Source organism: Halobacillus yeomjeoni, assembly GCF_020171525.1.
Taxonomy (GTDB): Bacteria; Bacillota; Bacilli; order Bacillales; family Halobacillaceae; genus Halobacillus; species Halobacillus yeomjeoni.
The window spans coordinates 194,761-210,542 of record NZ_JAIVAI010000003.1; the positions used below are offsets into that span (position 1 = coordinate 194,761).

19 protein-coding genes are annotated in these 15,782 nt (G+C 41.8%); all 19 read right to left on the reverse strand.

The genetic code is table 11. From position 1 onward, the window contains the following. Window positions 1-201: 201 nt before the first annotated feature. On the reverse strand, window positions 202-927 hold the full coding sequence (locus LCL89_RS11480) for a lipase family protein (RefSeq protein WP_224810205.1): 726 nt from the start codon (window positions 925-927) through the stop codon (window positions 202-204). A gap of 104 nt (window positions 928-1,031) precedes the next feature. After that, window positions 1,032-1,415 (reverse strand): hypothetical protein, encoded by a 384-nt coding sequence (locus tag LCL89_RS11485; RefSeq protein ID WP_224810206.1) that lies wholly within the window; start codon window positions 1,413-1,415, stop codon window positions 1,032-1,034. Window positions 1,416-1,427: 12 nt separating this feature from the next. Beyond that, window positions 1,428-1,778: a flagellar protein FliT gene (locus LCL89_RS11490; RefSeq protein ID WP_224810207.1), complete on the reverse strand. Its 351-nt coding sequence runs from the start codon at window positions 1,776-1,778 to the stop codon at window positions 1,428-1,430. Continuing rightward, window positions 1,775-2,167 (reverse strand): flagellar export chaperone FliS, encoded by a 393-nt coding sequence (gene fliS / locus LCL89_RS11495; protein ID WP_224810208.1) that lies wholly within the window; start codon window positions 2,165-2,167, stop codon window positions 1,775-1,777. The genes LCL89_RS11490 and fliS overlap by 4 nt, the downstream gene beginning before the upstream one ends. 16 nt (window positions 2,168-2,183) lie before the next feature. Further along, window positions 2,184-3,683, reverse strand: coding sequence for a flagellar hook-associated protein 2 (locus tag LCL89_RS11500; protein ID WP_224810280.1), 1,500 nt, complete (start codon window positions 3,681-3,683; stop codon window positions 2,184-2,186). A 21-nt stretch (window positions 3,684-3,704) separates the two neighbouring features. Next, window positions 3,705-4,082, reverse strand: a complete 378-nt coding sequence (gene flaG / locus LCL89_RS11505; RefSeq protein ID WP_224810209.1) for a flagellar protein FlaG — start codon at window positions 4,080-4,082, stop codon at window positions 3,705-3,707. A gap of 130 nt (window positions 4,083-4,212) precedes the next feature. Beyond that, window positions 4,213-5,715: a flagellin N-terminal helical domain-containing protein gene (locus LCL89_RS11510; protein WP_224810210.1), complete on the reverse strand. Its 1,503-nt coding sequence runs from the start codon at window positions 5,713-5,715 to the stop codon at window positions 4,213-4,215. A gap of 190 nt (window positions 5,716-5,905) precedes the next feature. Continuing rightward, complete coding sequence (locus LCL89_RS11515; protein ID WP_224810211.1) at window positions 5,906-6,067, reverse strand: carbon storage regulator; 162 nt, start codon at window positions 6,065-6,067, stop codon at window positions 5,906-5,908. A 414-nt stretch (window positions 6,068-6,481) separates the two neighbouring features. After that, a complete protein-coding gene (locus LCL89_RS11520) occupies window positions 6,482-8,038 on the reverse strand; it encodes a flagellin N-terminal helical domain-containing protein (protein ID WP_224810212.1) in 1,557 nt (518 codons plus the stop codon). A gap of 134 nt (window positions 8,039-8,172) precedes the next feature. Then, complete coding sequence (gene csrA, locus LCL89_RS11525) at window positions 8,173-8,403, reverse strand: carbon storage regulator CsrA (protein WP_224810213.1); 231 nt, start codon at window positions 8,401-8,403, stop codon at window positions 8,173-8,175. Then, window positions 8,387-8,845, reverse strand: coding sequence for a flagellar assembly protein FliW (gene fliW / locus LCL89_RS11530; protein WP_224810214.1), 459 nt, complete (start codon window positions 8,843-8,845; stop codon window positions 8,387-8,389). Before fliW ends, csrA begins: the two co-directional genes overlap by 17 nt. 22 nt (window positions 8,846-8,867) lie before the next feature. Beyond that, complete coding sequence (locus tag LCL89_RS11535) at window positions 8,868-9,419, reverse strand: DUF6470 family protein (RefSeq protein WP_224810215.1); 552 nt, start codon at window positions 9,417-9,419, stop codon at window positions 8,868-8,870. A 47-nt stretch (window positions 9,420-9,466) separates the two neighbouring features. After that, window positions 9,467-10,339 (reverse strand): flagellar hook-associated protein FlgL, encoded by an 873-nt coding sequence (flgL, locus tag LCL89_RS11540; protein WP_224810281.1) that lies wholly within the window; start codon window positions 10,337-10,339, stop codon window positions 9,467-9,469. 10 nt (window positions 10,340-10,349) lie between these two features. After that, the gene (flgK, locus tag LCL89_RS11545) at window positions 10,350-12,296 is read right to left on the reverse strand and encodes a flagellar hook-associated protein FlgK (protein ID WP_224810216.1); all 1,947 of its coding nucleotides are present in this window, start codon (window positions 12,294-12,296) and stop codon (window positions 10,350-10,352) included. 18 nt (window positions 12,297-12,314) lie between these two features. After that, complete coding sequence (locus tag LCL89_RS11550; RefSeq protein WP_224810217.1) at window positions 12,315-12,809, reverse strand: flagellar protein FlgN; 495 nt, start codon at window positions 12,807-12,809, stop codon at window positions 12,315-12,317. A 12-nt stretch (window positions 12,810-12,821) separates the two neighbouring features. Continuing rightward, on the reverse strand, window positions 12,822-13,088 hold the full coding sequence (gene flgM, locus LCL89_RS11555) for a flagellar biosynthesis anti-sigma factor FlgM (protein ID WP_224810218.1): 267 nt from the start codon (window positions 13,086-13,088) through the stop codon (window positions 12,822-12,824). Window positions 13,089-13,168: 80 nt separating this feature from the next. Further along, the gene (locus LCL89_RS11560; RefSeq protein ID WP_224810219.1) at window positions 13,169-13,579 is read right to left on the reverse strand and encodes a TIGR03826 family flagellar region protein; all 411 of its coding nucleotides are present in this window, start codon (window positions 13,577-13,579) and stop codon (window positions 13,169-13,171) included. A 75-nt stretch (window positions 13,580-13,654) separates the two neighbouring features. Further along, window positions 13,655-14,320, reverse strand: a complete 666-nt coding sequence (locus LCL89_RS11565; protein ID WP_224810220.1) for a ComF family protein — start codon at window positions 14,318-14,320, stop codon at window positions 13,655-13,657. Further along, window positions 14,317-15,738, reverse strand: a complete 1,422-nt coding sequence (locus tag LCL89_RS11570; protein ID WP_224810221.1) for a DEAD/DEAH box helicase — start codon at window positions 15,736-15,738, stop codon at window positions 14,317-14,319. The genes LCL89_RS11565 and LCL89_RS11570 overlap by 4 nt, the downstream gene beginning before the upstream one ends. Window positions 15,739-15,782 lie beyond the last annotated feature (44 nt).

The window sequence follows — 15,782 nt, forward strand, 5'->3', positions numbered from 1 at the left end:
GATATATATTCTATCATACCCAGCGCCTTTCCTGCATAAACTTTCTAAATATTTTGTCGATTTTTAGCAGGTAATTGATGGAATTGCTGTATTTACGGGGGTTGGCGCCAGTTTTGGAAGGAAGGATTTGACGGAAACAAAGTGTTTATAAGAGAAAAGATAGACACAAAGAATTAGAGGTCGAAACGTCTCTCTTTCATTTTAAAGGCGTTTAATTCCCTTTCTATAAGCCCCGAATGAATGATTGAACTTCACTGAATGTGGCAGATACTTCAATGTGAAATCGACTTCAGAATGGACGTGCGTATAATACCACGTCTGACCTTCTCGTTTGACCACTTCACCCGGAAGTTTCGGAACGAGGTCATTCGTATTTACAAAACGCACACTATAGAGTACATGGTCATTATAGATGGACGCAAAGTGTCGATCGCCGACTCTCGGACTCGCATAGTTGTACATGACGATTTTTTTAAATCCGATATCACTCAGCTCTGCATCCAGTGCATGTAACGTAGCTAAACCTGCCCCTAAGCTGTGGCCGGTAATATATAGCGTCTTGTCTTCTGTGTTTTGTATGAGCTGGCTGTACGCATGAAATATCTGCTTTTTACAACTTTTATAAACCGATAAAAAGCCGCGGTGAACTTTCCCACCATGAAATGAAACCTGGCCCACTTCTGAATCGACCAGCCAGTCTAAAGGAGATTTTGTTCCACGGAAAGAAATGATGATGGAATGCTTGGACGCAATGATGAAACCGAACCACTCTTCTTTCCCAAGTGCGCTCGCTTTAAAGCTTTTGATAAGTCGGTATCCTTTCGGAATGGGAAACTTATTGTGTTTTTCATATTGAGTACTCGCAAGGCGAGCGATTTTCAATAAATTAAGCGCTAAATCTTTATTGAAAGCCACATTCGTTGTCATTCATACACCCCCACAATTGGTCTCAACTATTTTTATGTGAAGGGGTTCTTAATCATGAAAGGATTTGCCCATCAAAAAACGCCCCCATTTTCGGGGACGTTTATCTAATGAACGATATATGGGTTTAAGAAAGCCTGCATCCGTGTTCTCCAGCTCTCAAAAACCGGTACGACATTTTCTACCAGCAGCCGCTTTTTCTGCAGGTTGGTTTCTTTAACAAACCATGACTGCAATAAATTTACGATGTCATGAAAATCGTCTATTAATGGATGGACGGTTTTTTCTTCACGGAAGAGGATAAGCATTTGTCCATGACTGTCCGTCACCTGCCCAAAAGCCATCAGAAGATCTTCAAACACCTGCTGTGCCTGCGGGGGTGCTTCTTCTTCAATATGAGTCTCCAAATATTCAAAGGCCTCACTAAGTGTATCCAAGAGTTGATTGTATTCATTCAGCATATGGGTTTGATTCATGGTTAGTTGTGACAAAAAAATCACCTGCTACTTTTTTTGGTCGAGGTACATGCCGTCGAAACTAGACACGCTTTGATAGGGATTGGTATATCGTTGTTTGCTCGTTTTCTGCTTTTTCATATTTCGCATGTCCTGCTTCAATCCACTGAGAAGAAACTCCAACCTCTGGTTGATTTTCAAGTCTCTTTTCTTCACTTCATCCAGCAAAACCATCTCCGAGTCAGCCGGTTGAGGAAGTCTTTGAATCAAATCAGATCGCTGGTCCAATAGTAAATCTACGTCATCAAGAATCGTGGACCGGTTTTTTTCCGTCACTGTCTGATGAACGGTTTCATCCAGCTTTTCTGTAAGGGTTAAAAATTCCTTCCAGAGACTCACTTCGCCATAGCACCTTTGCCATGCTGTTGCTGGCGCGTTTTCAAGATGACCTGCTTCCACGTATCACGGAACTCTTCGGTCAAGCCCTGCACCTCATCCAAGATAGCCACATCGTTTTTCGTATTCGCCTCAATCAGGCGGTGATACATATAATCATACAATGGCATGATCTGCTTGCTGATCGCATACTCCTGATTCATCGTCACCATCAGTTCCTGAATGATGTTCTGCGCCTTTTGAATGTTTGTATTTTTCTTTTCAATCTCATTGTTCTCCATAGACGTGCGGGCCAATTTGATGAACTTGATGCAGCCATTATAAAGCATCAACGTCAATTCACCCGGGGAGGCCGTTTCAACTGAGTTATTTTGATAGGCTTGAATAGACATCTATTCTACACTTCCTTTATGAAAAGTTTTGCATTATATATGCAGATTGCTGGTTCATTTTCTGGATCATTTTTTCCATCGCACCGAATTCGCGCCAATAACGGTCTTCGATATCGTTGAGCCGGTTTTGGAAATCGTCCATTTCTTTATCAAGGTCTTTGATTTGACGACCGAGTAGGAAATTATTATCAAGCGATGTGGATTTACCTGCTTTTCGCTCAATCGATCCAATTGTATTCTCAATGGATTCTTCAATTTTTCTGGCGACACCTGGATTGGCTTCTGTGCCTGCAAAAAGCTTCTGCACGGACTCGGGGTCATCATTGAGTGCTTTACGCAATTCATCCTCATTGATCAAGAGCTTTCCATTATCACGGTAGTTGGAAGAAGTCGTAATGCCGATTTCCGACATCATGCTGTACTCACCGTCATTGGTGATCGGCGTGTACCAGTTGGAACGCATGCTGTTCAAACCACTCTCGATGACAGAATCATTACGAAGCAGACCACTCTTTGCTTTCTCTTCCCAAAGTTCGATCTCTTTCTCTTCCATGTCTTCTTTCTGCTTCTCGGTCAGTGGCAGAAAATCACGGTACTTTTTCTCTTCGACTTTTCCATTCAGATCTTCGATGATCTTATTGTATTTATCGACGAACTCGACGATGTTTTCAACCGCTTTGTCTACATCATTTGACACATTGACTTTCACATTTCCTGTCGTGACTTCATTGAATTTAAAGTTCACACCATTCAATGTGTAATTATTGGAATGAGAATTAATGACCAGTCCGTTATTGTATGTGAACTGGGCGTCTTCTCCTCCGAATTCAGCAGGTGTCATATCAAGGGTTTCAGTGAAAAACTTATTGGTGTTATCAAAACCGATTTCAGCTCCGGAAAACTCACCACTTTGGTTGAAGTCTCCTGTCTTCGTCCGCTCAATCATGACTTTATCAGCACTCTTGTCATAAAAGGCACGGACTCCAAGGTCAGAATTGCTGATTTCCTTCAAAATTTGATTCAACGATTTATCCCCGGTCACTTCAAAGGTGGCTTCATTCTTCGTACCATCTGCATTATAAGTTGTTAGATTAAAAGACTCACCTAGAGTGACCCCGTTTTTCAAATTGTTTCCCTGGGTGCTCAGCTTGGCATCCGGGTCGAATGCCTCTCCGTTTTTGGTCATTTTCGTTTCACTATAGTTATAAGCTGACGTAGCCAAACGATCGACGCTTAACGTATAATCGCCATTTCCAGCTGAAGCAGATGCTGTAGCGGATACTGCTGAACTGGACGAAGTGACGTTCTTAGAGTTATAAGTCGATTGAAGCTTCATATCAAAAGCTAAAGTATCAAGTTCCTGCAGCTGCTTATTCACATCACGATACGCATCGCGCTTCCAAGTAAGCCAGGTCTTGTCCTGCTCCATCTTGTTCAAAGGCATACGCTCAGCTTTCATGAGATCGCTGATGATCTTATCGGTGTCCATCCCGGAGGCAAGTCCCCCGATTCGCATATCACTCACACTATCACCTTCTTATATTTTGTGATCGACAATAAAACCAAGCGACTCCGCAATCGAAGCGTAGAGATCCAGCATTTTTTTAGGAGGGATTTCCCTCACGACCTCGCCGGATTCTTCATCCACAATCGAAACATAATATTCTTCCAACTTATCGTGGAACTGGAAACGAAGTGCTGTCGCGGAAGGCTTTAAAAATTCGTTCATGCTGTCTGTCACTTGTTTTAATTTCTCTTTATCTACTTTTTTATCAAACTCGGTTAATCTGTTATTCTCGTGTTCTCTACCCTCTGTTTTGACTGGCTTTTTCTCCTGCACAGAAGTTTTTTCACCAACAGGGGTGATGTTTCTCTGCAAAAGTTGTGATTGGGCTGTAGTATTTCTAATATCCACCTTCAACAACTCCCTATCCTTTTATTCTCTTTGTATTTTATATCGGTCAAATGTCTTAAATTTAAAAGGTAAATAAATGTTTTCATAAAAAAAGAACCCCGGTTTTGGGGTTCTTTTAGAACTAATAAGATTATCGAAGAAGTTGTAGAACTCCTTGTGGGTTTTGGTTGGCTTTGGCAAGCATGGCTTGTGATGCTTGGGCTAGTATAGATTGCTTCGTTTGGTTCATCATTTCTTTAGCCATGTCGACGTCACGGATACGAGATTCAGCAGCAGTAAGGTTTTCAGAAGAAGTACCTAGGTTATTGATTGTATGATCAAGTCGATTTTGGTAAGCCCCTAACTTAGAGCGTTCTGCTGAAACATTCTCAATAGCATTATTTATAGAGGTTATAGCTGAATTAGCAGAAGATTGAGTATTAACTGCTATCCCCGCTTGGGCTACTGCGTTAACTGATACATTACCGTTAGCATCTGTAGTAGCTGCTGAAGAAGTATTAGCTGTTAAATTAAATGTAGCTGATTGTGCATCTGTCAAACTTCCAAAAGCGAAGTTAGACTTAAGAGTTTCTCCAGTTGCCAGATTACCTACCTGAGCACTTGTATCTCCATTATATACTCGAGTCGCTGAACCAATATCTGTACTACCTGAATCCTGCAATTGTAAGTCAGCATATGCAGCTGTTACAGCAAAAGTATACGTATCATTCACAACATAGTCGCCTGCTGCTGTTCCATCATTAATTGTAAGAGATAATCCATCTCCTAGGTTAAAGCTAGTATCCGTCGCGCCTTTTACACCAGAAACAGAGTTCCAGTTTGAACCTCCATCAGTAGAATATTCAATAGTTGAAACATTATTCCCTGATTCAGCAGTTACTTTCACTTGGAAAGTTTTATCTGTGGTTCCAGTATAGTTTGTAGCAGGATTTATTGCTACATCTGAACTAGCAACATTCTTCGTTCCTGTTACAGACTGATCTTGGAGAGCAGTACTATAGGCTGCATCAGTTTTGGAAACGTCAATATTATATCCAGTGCCTGTTGCAAAGCCTCTACCAAGTTCTGTTATCCCCGAAATACCAGAGGTTCCTCCACTAAAACTATCTGCATTCACAGTTTGCCCAGCTACACCAAGAGAATAAGCATCCATTGACCCAATTTGCATTTGAATATTTTGATCAGCATTAGCTCCTATATGGAATTTAGAATTATGTCCACCTGCTAATAAATTCTTTGTGTTAAATTCAGTAGTATTAGAAATTCTTGTAATCTCTTGAGCTAACTGATCAACTTCTTTTTGAATTTCATTTCTATCAGTTGCAGTAGCAGTGTCATTGGATGACTGAACAGCTAATTCCCGCATACGTTGCAAAATACTGTGTGTTTCATTAAGTGCACCTTCAGCAGTTTGAATCAAAGAAATTGAATCTTGAGAGTTTCGTTGTGCTTGGTCTAACCCACGAATTTGCCCACGCATTTTTTCTGATATTGCTAGACCAGCAGCGTCATCTCCAGCCTTATTAATTCTTAGACCAGAAGATAGCTTTTCCATTGAATTTCCCATTGCATTGTTTGCCTGTCCCAATTGACGATACGTATTCAACGCTGCAATGTTGTGATTAATTCTCATTATTATTTCCTCCCTGGAATGTTTTCAGGTGGACATCCTTTTCCACCTATCTATTTGATCCGAGTCGCTAACCGGGCCCTGGATAACAACTCAGAAGCAAATCATAAAAAAAAGACGAGTTTGGTGAAGAGAAGTGGATACGCATCCATGCCTTCTCTATTCCAAACTCGTCCATGAGTTTCATCGAATATTATTTATTTTTCTTTTCATATAATTCACCACGTGTAATGGAAACTTCTTTTGGGGCATCAATGGCAAGTCGAAGGTGTCCATCTTCACTTTTAACCACCTTCACCATGATGTTATCATCAAGCATCACATATTCTCCAGGTTTTCTTCCAATAACTAACATAAAACACTACCTCCCTGATGTTTTAAAGCTTAGTAATGAAAAGGATGAGTAAATAAACCTATCAGCTCATTTCGAGACTACAGGTCTATTACTCATCCTTGAGTGTTTCGTATTTTTCTAACTCATCCATGAGCTAGACTGTTTTAATGTAATAAAATACATTATTGTAAAATTTTTCTTTCTCATTCATTATATCGGTTGTTTCTATCATTTGTTAACTATTTGACTCATCTTTTTTTAAAATTAAAAAAGGATGAGGAAAAAAACGTTGGAATTACTAACGTTCACCTTTCACTCATCCTTGAAACATATAATTCTACTCTTCCTTGAGTATATCACCTTATATACATTATCGGTTGAAAAGTAAATAGATTAAATAAAAAAGACCTATCAAATGATAGGTCTCTAAAATAATTATCGAAGAAGTTGTAGAACTCCTTGTGGGTTTTGGTTGGCTTTAGCAAGCATAGCTTGGGAAGCTTGAGCAAGAATACTTTCTTTCGTCTGGTTCATCATTTCCTTCGCCATATCAACGTCACGGATACGAGATTCAGAAGCTGTTAAGTTCTCAGCAGATGTACCTAAATTATTGATTGTGTGATCCAAACGGTTTTGGTAAGCACCTAGTTTAGAACGTTCGGAAGACACTTCTTGTATTGCGTCATCAATTAAGGTAATCGCCTTTTCGGCATTTGTAGTAGTAGATACCCCTGATCCTTTTAAAGCTGAGATACTTGAGAATGTAGAGGAAACATCACTATTTAAACCAATCTTATTCGCATTCATTGAATTGATATTGACTGCCATGCTTTGACTTTGGTTTGCACCAATTTGCATCATGACTCCACCTTGACCAACTTCAACAGTCGCTTTACCATCTCCTGTTGCTGTAAGAGCGCCTTGCTCTAGTTGAATCTCAAGGTTGTTTAAACCTAGGTTTGCATCAGCAGTTGTTAAACTAACCGTGTCACCTGAAACAGTAATGTTTGCACTGTCTGTATTTGAAACAGAATCTTGTAGAGTAACCACAGCATCTACTGAAGCTGTGCCTGCACCTGTACCTCCAGTTCCAAAGCCAAACGTCGCGCCATTATCAAAGTTATTTTCTGTAGCAGTAATATCATAGTCTGAACCAGCTTTAGTTGAAGTTAGAACTAACCCATTATCTGCATTAGTTGCACTAAACGAAGCCGTTACTGACATTCCTTGATCTTCAAAAGATTGATTCAGCCTTTGAACAACTTGGTTGAATGTATCCGTACCGGCTACATCCACACTAATACTCTTTCCATTTTGAGAGATGGTAAGTGATTCATCTCCACCAAATGCTGTATTTCCTCCAGCGTCAAAAGTACCTGCTAATGTATCAGTTCCATTCACACCTGTAAAATCAACAGCTACTGCATTAGCATTTGTACCACCTACAGATGTTTGCACTTGTGCTACAGCTGCAGTGTCTACGTTCACACTTAATGTTCCTTCATATGTGTTTGCACCTGTTAACCTAGTTGAAATAACATTATTATCACCAGTTTTGACTTGTACACCAGAAGCTTCACCATTTAAAAGGTTCTTCGTGTTAAATTCAGTCGTATTTGCAATACGATCTATTTCGTCAATCAGTTGATTAACTTCTTTTTGAATTTCAGCTCGATCATCTGAAGTGTTTGTTTCGTTCGCAGATTGTACAGATAGCTCTCTCATACGCTGAAGGATAGAATGAGTTTCATTCAAAGCACCTTCAGCAGTTTGAATCATTGAAATTCCATCCTGAGCGTTACGACCCGCTTGTTCAAGACCACGAATCTGACCTCTCATTTTCTCAGAGATTGCAAGACCAGCTGCGTCATCTCCTGCACGGTTGATACGAAGGCCGGAGGAAAGTTTCTCCATGGAGCTTTCCATACCTTTGTTCGCTTGACCCAATTGACGATACGTGTTCAACGCTGCGATATTGTGGTTAATACGCATGATTAAATCATCCTCCTTGATTTTTGAACCCCACGTCCTTGTGGGATTGTAAAAAGTTTGACCAAGTAAAAAGTCGGCCGACTTTTGAAATGCTTGGCTTTACATTTCTTATATCGGACGACTTCTGGTTTCATTTAATCTTTTGGACTATTATTTTTTAATAAATTCATTAAATCATTATTAAGTGAAGCAGCTTCTTTGTTCTCCTCCTGAATCGCAAAGTAGATTTCCTGACGATGAATTTCCATATCAGAAGGGGCATCGATTCCGATCCTTACCTGATTGCCTTCAACAGAGATCACTTTAATTTCAATATCATCACCGATTCTGATTGATTCATCTTTTTTTCTATTTAGAATGAGCATGGGATTCACCTGCTTCTTCTTTAGATGTGATGGAGTGCTTCGTATGATAATCAGATTGATTCAAGATTAGCTGCTTCGCATCTCTGTTTTGTTGGTTGATGATGATTGGAGCTTGCAAGTTAATTGTGGATTGATTAAAAGGGTCTTTCAACGTCATTACAGAATATAATTCCACGTCTTCCGCCAGTTTCAAGTCCAGTTCTTTTTTAGACTGTTCGTCAATATCAAAAGCGTAATCGTGGAAGAATACATATGGATTGACGAGGATAAAAGCAAGTCCCTCTTCTTTCGTCGATTGTAAAACTTTATAAATAGGAGCTTCCTCAAGTGGAAGGAGCACAAATTCCTTGTAATCCTTGAACCCCGGCAACCCCTGTTTGAATTGAATGACTTGCTCTTCGTTTATTTCAATCGCACCAAAATATTTCGTTTCGATTTTCATAGGTCCCTTCCTTTATACGAAATTAAATTTTCCAGTCAATCTTAACATCTGCATGTTGAGCTAGTGAGACATCCACCGAGCCTCGTTGATATTCGAATTGTGGGTATCTGGGAGTGGCTTCAATAATTGGATCATTCCTCTGAACTTCGATCACTGCAGGGTTCGCTTCATACCTCGCCTTGACTAAATCGTACGTCGGAGTGTTCCCTGGAAGATACGTAAAATTCATCACTGAATTGTTTTTCGCATGTTCAGCAACGGGATTTCCACCATTCTCCACACGCATCAAATCATCGCCTTCTTCTGCCATACGTCCGATGCCCTCCAGCCATTTCTGGTTGGCATCATCCGCCACTTCCCGCGTCCTTTCAAAAACCGATTTGAAATGAAGGTTACGCCAGGCATTCGATTGATCGATCGTCAATTTCCCCGGTTTTTGCTCAATCTTAAGATCTGCTTTTGGCTGCTGAATACTTTGTTCAGCTTTTTGTTGATGATATTCATGACGGGCAGGGTTCGTATTGAGTGTAAGTTTTGCTTGCTGAGTTTGCAGTTGCAGCTTTGGCATATCCATAACGATCCCTCCCCTTAAAAAAGAAAGCTACCTGAAATTCAGATAGCTTATCTTAAAAAATCCATCAATGTCGGTTGAATGATCCGTGCTCCAACACCCATGGCTGCACGGTGGACACTTTCCTGTGTCTTCAAATCTGTAATCACTTTTTCAAGCTCTGCATCCTCATTATCTGAAAGAACGCGGTTCGCAATGATTTCCTGGGTTTCTAAACGATCTTCTACGAGTTCCGCCCGGTTCATCCGCGCCCCGAGATCTGCCCGTTCATTAACGATATTATCAATGTGACCATCTAACTTGGAAATAAACTGATCGAGATCTTTTTCAGAACCGCTCTCTAAAGTAGAGGCGAATTCATTCAGGTCCTTAAACAGTTCTTCATTGAAAACCTGCGTGCCATCGACATTGGCTTTCAGAAAAACTCCCTGGGAAACCTCCATCTTCACTGGATCACTGTTATCGGGAAAAGTGTTTTCTTTGACCGATACTGGAGCTGTTTTCGTGTTTGCCCCATTGAATAAGTATTTTCCATTGATTTTGGAGTTACCGATGTTCTCCATATGTTCGACCAGCTGCTGGACTTCTTTCGCTATATTCTTTCTTTGACCGGAATCATAAGTGCCGTTACTCGCTTGGACGTTCAACTCACGAATCCTTTGCATCGTCTTCGTCGCTTTATCAAGAGAAGAGTCAGAGTTATCCATCCAAATGTTCACTTCGGTCATGTTCCGCTTGTATTGTTCAATTTCCGTTTTCTGCGTCCGGTAGTTGACCGATTTCATCGCTATGACAGGATCATCGGAAGGACGATGGATTTTCTTACCTGTCGATAGCTGCTGCTGGTATTTATCCATATTCTCATAACTTTTACTCAAGTTACGAAGCATATTGTTTGAAAGCATACTTTGTGTAATACGCATCGTCAATCACTTACCTCCCCACTCGGCCCATTTGGTTGATGATTCGATCCATCATTTCATCGACGACGGTGATATTTCTGGCTGCCGCATTGTATGCATGCTGGAATTTGACCATATTCGTCATTTCTTCATCAAGCGATACAGAACTGACGGATTGTCTTTGTTGTTCCACCGATTGTCTTAACGTTTCAGAATTCTCATGCTGACGATTGGCTTCCTGAGCTTCCACCGCCATACTGCCGATCATCCCTTCGTAAAAAGAAGCGACACTCGTTTCCTGCCCTAAAAGATCCAACGCTTCTGTCCTGACATCTGCGAGCGCCTGAGCATTATCTCCATTACCGGCAAATGCCTGTCCATTTTTATTGGTCTTGGCAGCAGCGATATCATCCAAGTCCCTGCGAATCGAATCAGAAATTTGGATCGATCCGGATAAGCCACGATAAACTCCGTCCTTCACCGAAGGAGGCAGAGATTTACCGAATGAAAAGAATGGCGGGGGAGTGTCACCATTATTCATGCTTTCCAGCGATTCCCCACCTTGATGGACACGGTTGAACTCGGTCATAAACGCAGATGCCATCCGATCGAGGTTGGCCAACATATTCGAAAAGACACCGTTCAAGTTGTTCGAACCCTGATAATCACCCTGCACACCAAGTGCAGAAGCAGCATCAGAAGGCTGAACATTCAAGGCTGCTTCTTTACCGACGTACTGAGATTTTAAAACCAGCTGTTGAGAGCCGTCATGCTCCTCGACCGTTGCTGTGACACCCTGGCCTGAGTTGTTGATTTTATCAGCTAAACTCTTTAATGTTTCATCCGGTTCAATCGTGACGGAAAACTGCTGGCTGGTTTGATAACCCGGATCTTCAGCAATCGCCCTTGTCCCTGAAATCGTCAACGTCTCCCCGTGCAGTTTGCTGGGAAGAGAAGCATCCGTTGATCCATCCATGGAATAAGACTCGGAAATCGTATATGCCTCTACATCTGGTGTATTTCCCATATACCCCACAGCCGTCATAAGCCCTGTCAACTTCCCATTGGCCTTGAATTCATTCATTGAATATTTTTGATCGCCGACAGTAATTTGATTGACGAGCGTTTGACCCCTCGTTTCATTGAAGGAAACGCTCACGTCATTCACCTGTTCTGTTTTTCCATCGACTAAAACGATATTCGGCTGCACAGGAGTGCCATCTTCATTCGCAAGCCGGACGGTTGCTTTTCCAAGAGCAAGAGGATCCGCAGACCCTTTCGTGCTGGAAGGAGAATAGCTGACATCGATATTGACCAATTTGGACATTTCGTCTAAAAGCCTGTCCCTTTGGTCATACAAATCGTTCGGTACATACCCATGAGGTTCAATTTCCCCGATTTGGTGGTTCACACTGTTAATCTGCTTGGATAACGAATTGATCTGCATTGAAACGACGTTGATTTCGTTTTTCATATCTTTTTGGATCGCCTTCAGTGATCCATCCAGGTAATTGAATGTTTCTGCTAACGCAATGCCTCGCTGGCGGACAACTGAACGTGCCCCTGAATTTTCAGGGTTCACAGCTAAATCCTGAAGCGACTGCCAAAAGCGATCCATCGTTTTGGATAAACCTTGTTCAGAGGGTTCATTCATGACCTCTTCCATCTTTTCCAGTGCACCTGAAATAGACTCATAAAAACCGACTTTATGGTTCTCATTCCTGAACTGCACATCGATGAACTCTTCACGGACCCGTTCGATGGTTCCTGCTTGAACACCCTGACCGATCTGCCCCGGCATTTCAGGACGATTTCTCGCTGCTGCCGGGTAAGGGGAAGTCTGCTCGAAATTCACCCTCTGCCTCGTGTATCCCTCTGTATTCGCATTTGAGATGTTATGACCTGTTGTATACAGAGCTGACTGCTGGGTGAATAACCCCCGCTTGGCCACCTCAAGTCCATGAAAAGTTGATACCATAGTGAATTCTCCTCTTTTCTATGCTTTTGAATCAAAGACGGATCGTTTAGGCTGCACATCTGAAGCTGTTCCGGTTTGGTTAAAATAATTCACTGTATTGAGGGAGGGTTGGAGTAAATCCAGGGATAAATTGATGAATTGCAGAGATTGGTGAGTCAACTCAGAATTCAGCTGCTCCTGCTTTTTCAATTCGGACAATACGAAAATCAACCGCTCATAAGCTTCATTCAGTTTTGCTTTTTCTCCGCCATCCAATTGTTCGATCATTTCAGATACCGTGGCAGATAAAGGAATTTCTCCCCGCTCACGATACCAGTCACTCACGGCCATCTCCCGTTTCTTTTCCACTTGGCTGATCGCTTGGACATGCTTTCTTTCTTGAATGAGCAGTTGTTGAATTCCGTTCACATCGTTTTGTTTCAATGCGTCCGTTTTCTTTTTTGATAAAACGAGCAGACTGTCATGAAGTTTTTTTAAGTGGTTCATATGCTGAACGACAGTATTGATGGTCACACAAATTCTCCTCTATGACTTATTGGTCCAAAAATCGAGCATTTTTTCAGCGGTGGACTTTGCATCCTTTTGATAGTTTCCTGCATCCACTTCCATTTTGATATCATTGACAAGCTTTTGTCTCGCAGGGTCCGCTTTTTCAGAACTTTGCATGCGCTTGGCTTGATGGGATATCTCTATTTTATCTTTTTGTGATTGGATTTCTTTCATCCCGGATTGTTTTTGAATTTGTTTTTTATATGGGTTGAAGTTTGTATGGTTCGGACCATTGATCTTCATAAGTTCACCTCTTTCACCTTTCTTACGACTCCTTCTTTATTCTTATATCGTCCAACAAGATCTATTGTTTAAGGTATTTTTCAATCATCTTTTACAGAGTAATAGGTCATCTTTGCAGCTTGTTTTTTCATTTCGGATAGTTCTTTATCTCTTTCCACCTGCTTAAGTCCACTTTCAATTTCCTTAATACAATCTAAGCAGATACGACCGTCTTGAATAGGTCCTCCACACTTTTCACATTCATAAGATAAACTTGGAAATTGCGCCGGATGCAGACGTTTCTGTTTTACAAATTTACGAATCTGTTTTTCCGGAACCCCTGTCCCCTCAACGATTTGAGAGATTTGAGCTGTACGGTTCTTTCGAATCCTCATAAAAGCATAAACCGCCTGAAACTGTTCTTCTTCTTTTTTCATACAGTCTTTGCACATCGTCGCAGGACCTCGAAAAAAAATGGCATTGCAGTGCGGGCAATTCGCTACTTCTCCCATCGGCGTCGCCTCCTGAGTATCTCTTTTAACTATTATATCGGATTAAACATCGGAATCCGAAGGAGGAAAGCAGAATTATCTGAAAACCGTGAAAGAATAGACTTCGGGACACCCTTGTTCTGTCAATAATGAAGCCGCATGCCTGACTGTAGTTCCCGTAGTATATATATCATCAACAAGGACGACAGGTTTACATATAGGTTCAACAAGCGTAAACGGGTTTTGGGAATGAATCCGTTCAAGCCTTCCTTTTTTGGATTGTTTCTCTGAATGACTTCTTACTAAAGCTTGGACAGGGCTCTTGTTCAACAACTCGATGATTGCTTCCGATTGATTAAACCCTCGTTCCTTTTCTCGTTCATCGCTTAAAGGGATGGGGATAAGAGGCCAATTACGATAACCAGCCTCGTCAAAAGCCTTAACGATTTGTTCTTCCACTGATTGGATCAACACATAATCTCCTCTATACTTCCATCTCGCCACTAAATCTTTGGCAAAACCATTATAGTGGTAGACCGATGTATTTCTTTTCAATAGATCAGGATGAGATTTTGTCCAGCGTTTACAATCGAAACAAACCCCTGTGCTGTCTTCACGTGAGCAGACGGGGCATCCCGCTTCACCAAGCACTTTCATTTCATCTAAGCAATCGTTACATATCTTTTCTTTCTTCGGCGGTCTCCAGAACGTATCCCACGTCACTACCAGCATGATTTCTTGATGACAAACGTAACACCTCATGACCGATCCGCCAATCGGTTCATATCACGAATGTGATCGACGGCATCCAGAAGAGCATTCGTTTTTCCGCTGTGGAAAAAGATGACTTCTCCATCAGGGTCTTCAGGACTCCTCCCCGCTCGTCCGGCAATCTGTACAAGGGCCGCTTCATCAAATACTTCATGGCCGGCATCGATCACGAAAACATCAACCGAAGAAAAAGTCACTCCCCGCTCTAAAATCGTGGTAGTCACCAGGATGCGGTAATCTTTATTGCGAAACTGTAGAATCTTTCTTTCCCGGTCAGGATCTTCTGAGTGGACGGACTTCACTTGATACCCTCTGGTATATAAGGTTCGAGCGGTTTCCTCCGCTTTTTTAATGGAAGGAAAAAACAACAACAATTGACGATTCGTACTTTGCTGACGTCGGATCGTGTTCAGGATGGCAGGTGGGAGAAGTTTTCTTTTTGAGTAGCTTGGAAGATTGTACATCATTTTCAGTGTCGGAACTGGTAGGGGATGACCGTGAAAGCGTCGTGGAATGAAGACAGAAGGAAGATTTCCAGATTTGATTCTTCTCTTGAATTTTTTTCTTGGTGTCGCGGTCAAATAAATGATCGATGCATCTGGTTTTGCAGCCCTTTTACTCGCAAAATGGAGAGTTGGATCATTATGATAAGGAAAAGCATCCACTTCATCAATAATGATTACATCAAAAGCATGGGCATAACGGTAGAGCTGATGAGTAGTAGCAACGAGGAAAGGTGCATCTCCTCTTTTCTCATCACTATCTCCATAGAGCGCTTGGATCTTTACATCCGGAAAAGCTTTTTGGAATCGTGGATACAACTCCCTTACAACATCAACTCTTGGCGTCGCAAGGCATACCCGCTTCCCCTTTTCCAAAGCAAGTGTCAGTCCAGGGTAGAGCATCTCTGTTTTTCCCGCACCGCAGACGGCCCATACAAGCAGTTCACCTTTTCCGTGATGGACGGTTTTCGTTATTTCAGCTGCAGCTTTTTCCTGATGGTGAGAAAGCTCTCCTTCCCATTGACACGGACGGCTGTATTCCAGCCATTGAAAGGAAGAGCTGCCATAATATAAGGGTTCACAATCCATCACACGACCGAGCTGGATGCAGTGACGGCAATACACACACTCCTTCCCGCAATTTGCATGAGGCATTTTTGCAAACAGATCATGCTTGCGATTCCCGCAGCGTCGGCATTGATAGCCCCAGACAAAGCGCTCAATCGCATCAACTTCGGTTAAGACAGACTGTGGAATAAGGTATTTCAGTTGTTCTTCCGGCACATGGAGTTCATTTCTCTGAAGGAGTTTTCCGGCAAGTTCCGGATGAGAATGAGAATGGGAGGGTTTGGATGAGGGGATCCAATCGAAACGGGGGACAAAATAATTGTAAAAGTCTTTCAGCATGTCATCACCTTCCTGTTAAAAATAAGCACCTGTCCGAGTCTCAC

Excerpts from the sequence above, each read along its gene's own strand:
- LCL89_RS11480 (WP_224810205.1), bottom strand. The coding sequence starts at position 927 with ATGACAACGAATGTGGCTTTCAATAAAGATTTAGCGCTTAATTTATTG.
- fliS (WP_224810208.1), bottom strand. The coding sequence starts at position 2,167 with ATGTCTATTCAAGCCTATCAAAATAACTCAGTTGAAACGGCCTCCCCG.
- LCL89_RS11500 (WP_224810280.1), bottom strand. The coding sequence starts at position 3,683 with ATGCGAATCGGGGGACTTGCCTCCGGGATGGACACCGATAAGATCATC.
- LCL89_RS11510 (WP_224810210.1), bottom strand. The coding sequence starts at position 5,715 with ATGAGAATTAATCACAACATTGCAGCGTTGAATACGTATCGTCAATTG.
- LCL89_RS11515 (WP_224810211.1), bottom strand. The coding sequence starts at position 6,067 with ATGTTAGTTATTGGAAGAAAACCTGGAGAATATGTGATGCTTGATGAT.
- LCL89_RS11520 (WP_224810212.1), bottom strand. The coding sequence starts at position 8,038 with ATGCGTATTAACCACAATATCGCAGCGTTGAACACGTATCGTCAATTG.
- csrA (WP_224810213.1), bottom strand. The coding sequence starts at position 8,403 with ATGCTCATTCTAAATAGAAAAAAAGATGAATCAATCAGAATCGGTGAT.
- fliW (WP_224810214.1), bottom strand. The coding sequence starts at position 8,845 with ATGAAAATCGAAACGAAATATTTTGGTGCGATTGAAATAAACGAAGAG.
- LCL89_RS11535 (WP_224810215.1), bottom strand. The coding sequence starts at position 9,419 with ATGGATATGCCAAAGCTGCAACTGCAAACTCAGCAAGCAAAACTTACA.
- flgL (WP_224810281.1), bottom strand. The coding sequence starts at position 10,339 with ATGCGTATTACACAAAGTATGCTTTCAAACAATATGCTTCGTAACTTG.
- flgK (WP_224810216.1), bottom strand. The coding sequence starts at position 12,296 with ATGGTATCAACTTTTCATGGACTTGAGGTGGCCAAGCGGGGGTTATTC.
- flgM (WP_224810218.1), bottom strand. The coding sequence starts at position 13,088 with ATGAAGATCAATGGTCCGAACCATACAAACTTCAACCCATATAAAAAA.
- LCL89_RS11560 (WP_224810219.1), bottom strand. The coding sequence starts at position 13,579 with ATGGGAGAAGTAGCGAATTGCCCGCACTGCAATGCCATTTTTTTTCGA.
- LCL89_RS11565 (WP_224810220.1), bottom strand. The coding sequence starts at position 14,320 with ATGAGGTGTTACGTTTGTCATCAAGAAATCATGCTGGTAGTGACGTGG.
- LCL89_RS11570 (WP_224810221.1), bottom strand. The coding sequence starts at position 15,738 with ATGCTGAAAGACTTTTACAATTATTTTGTCCCCCGTTTCGATTGGATC.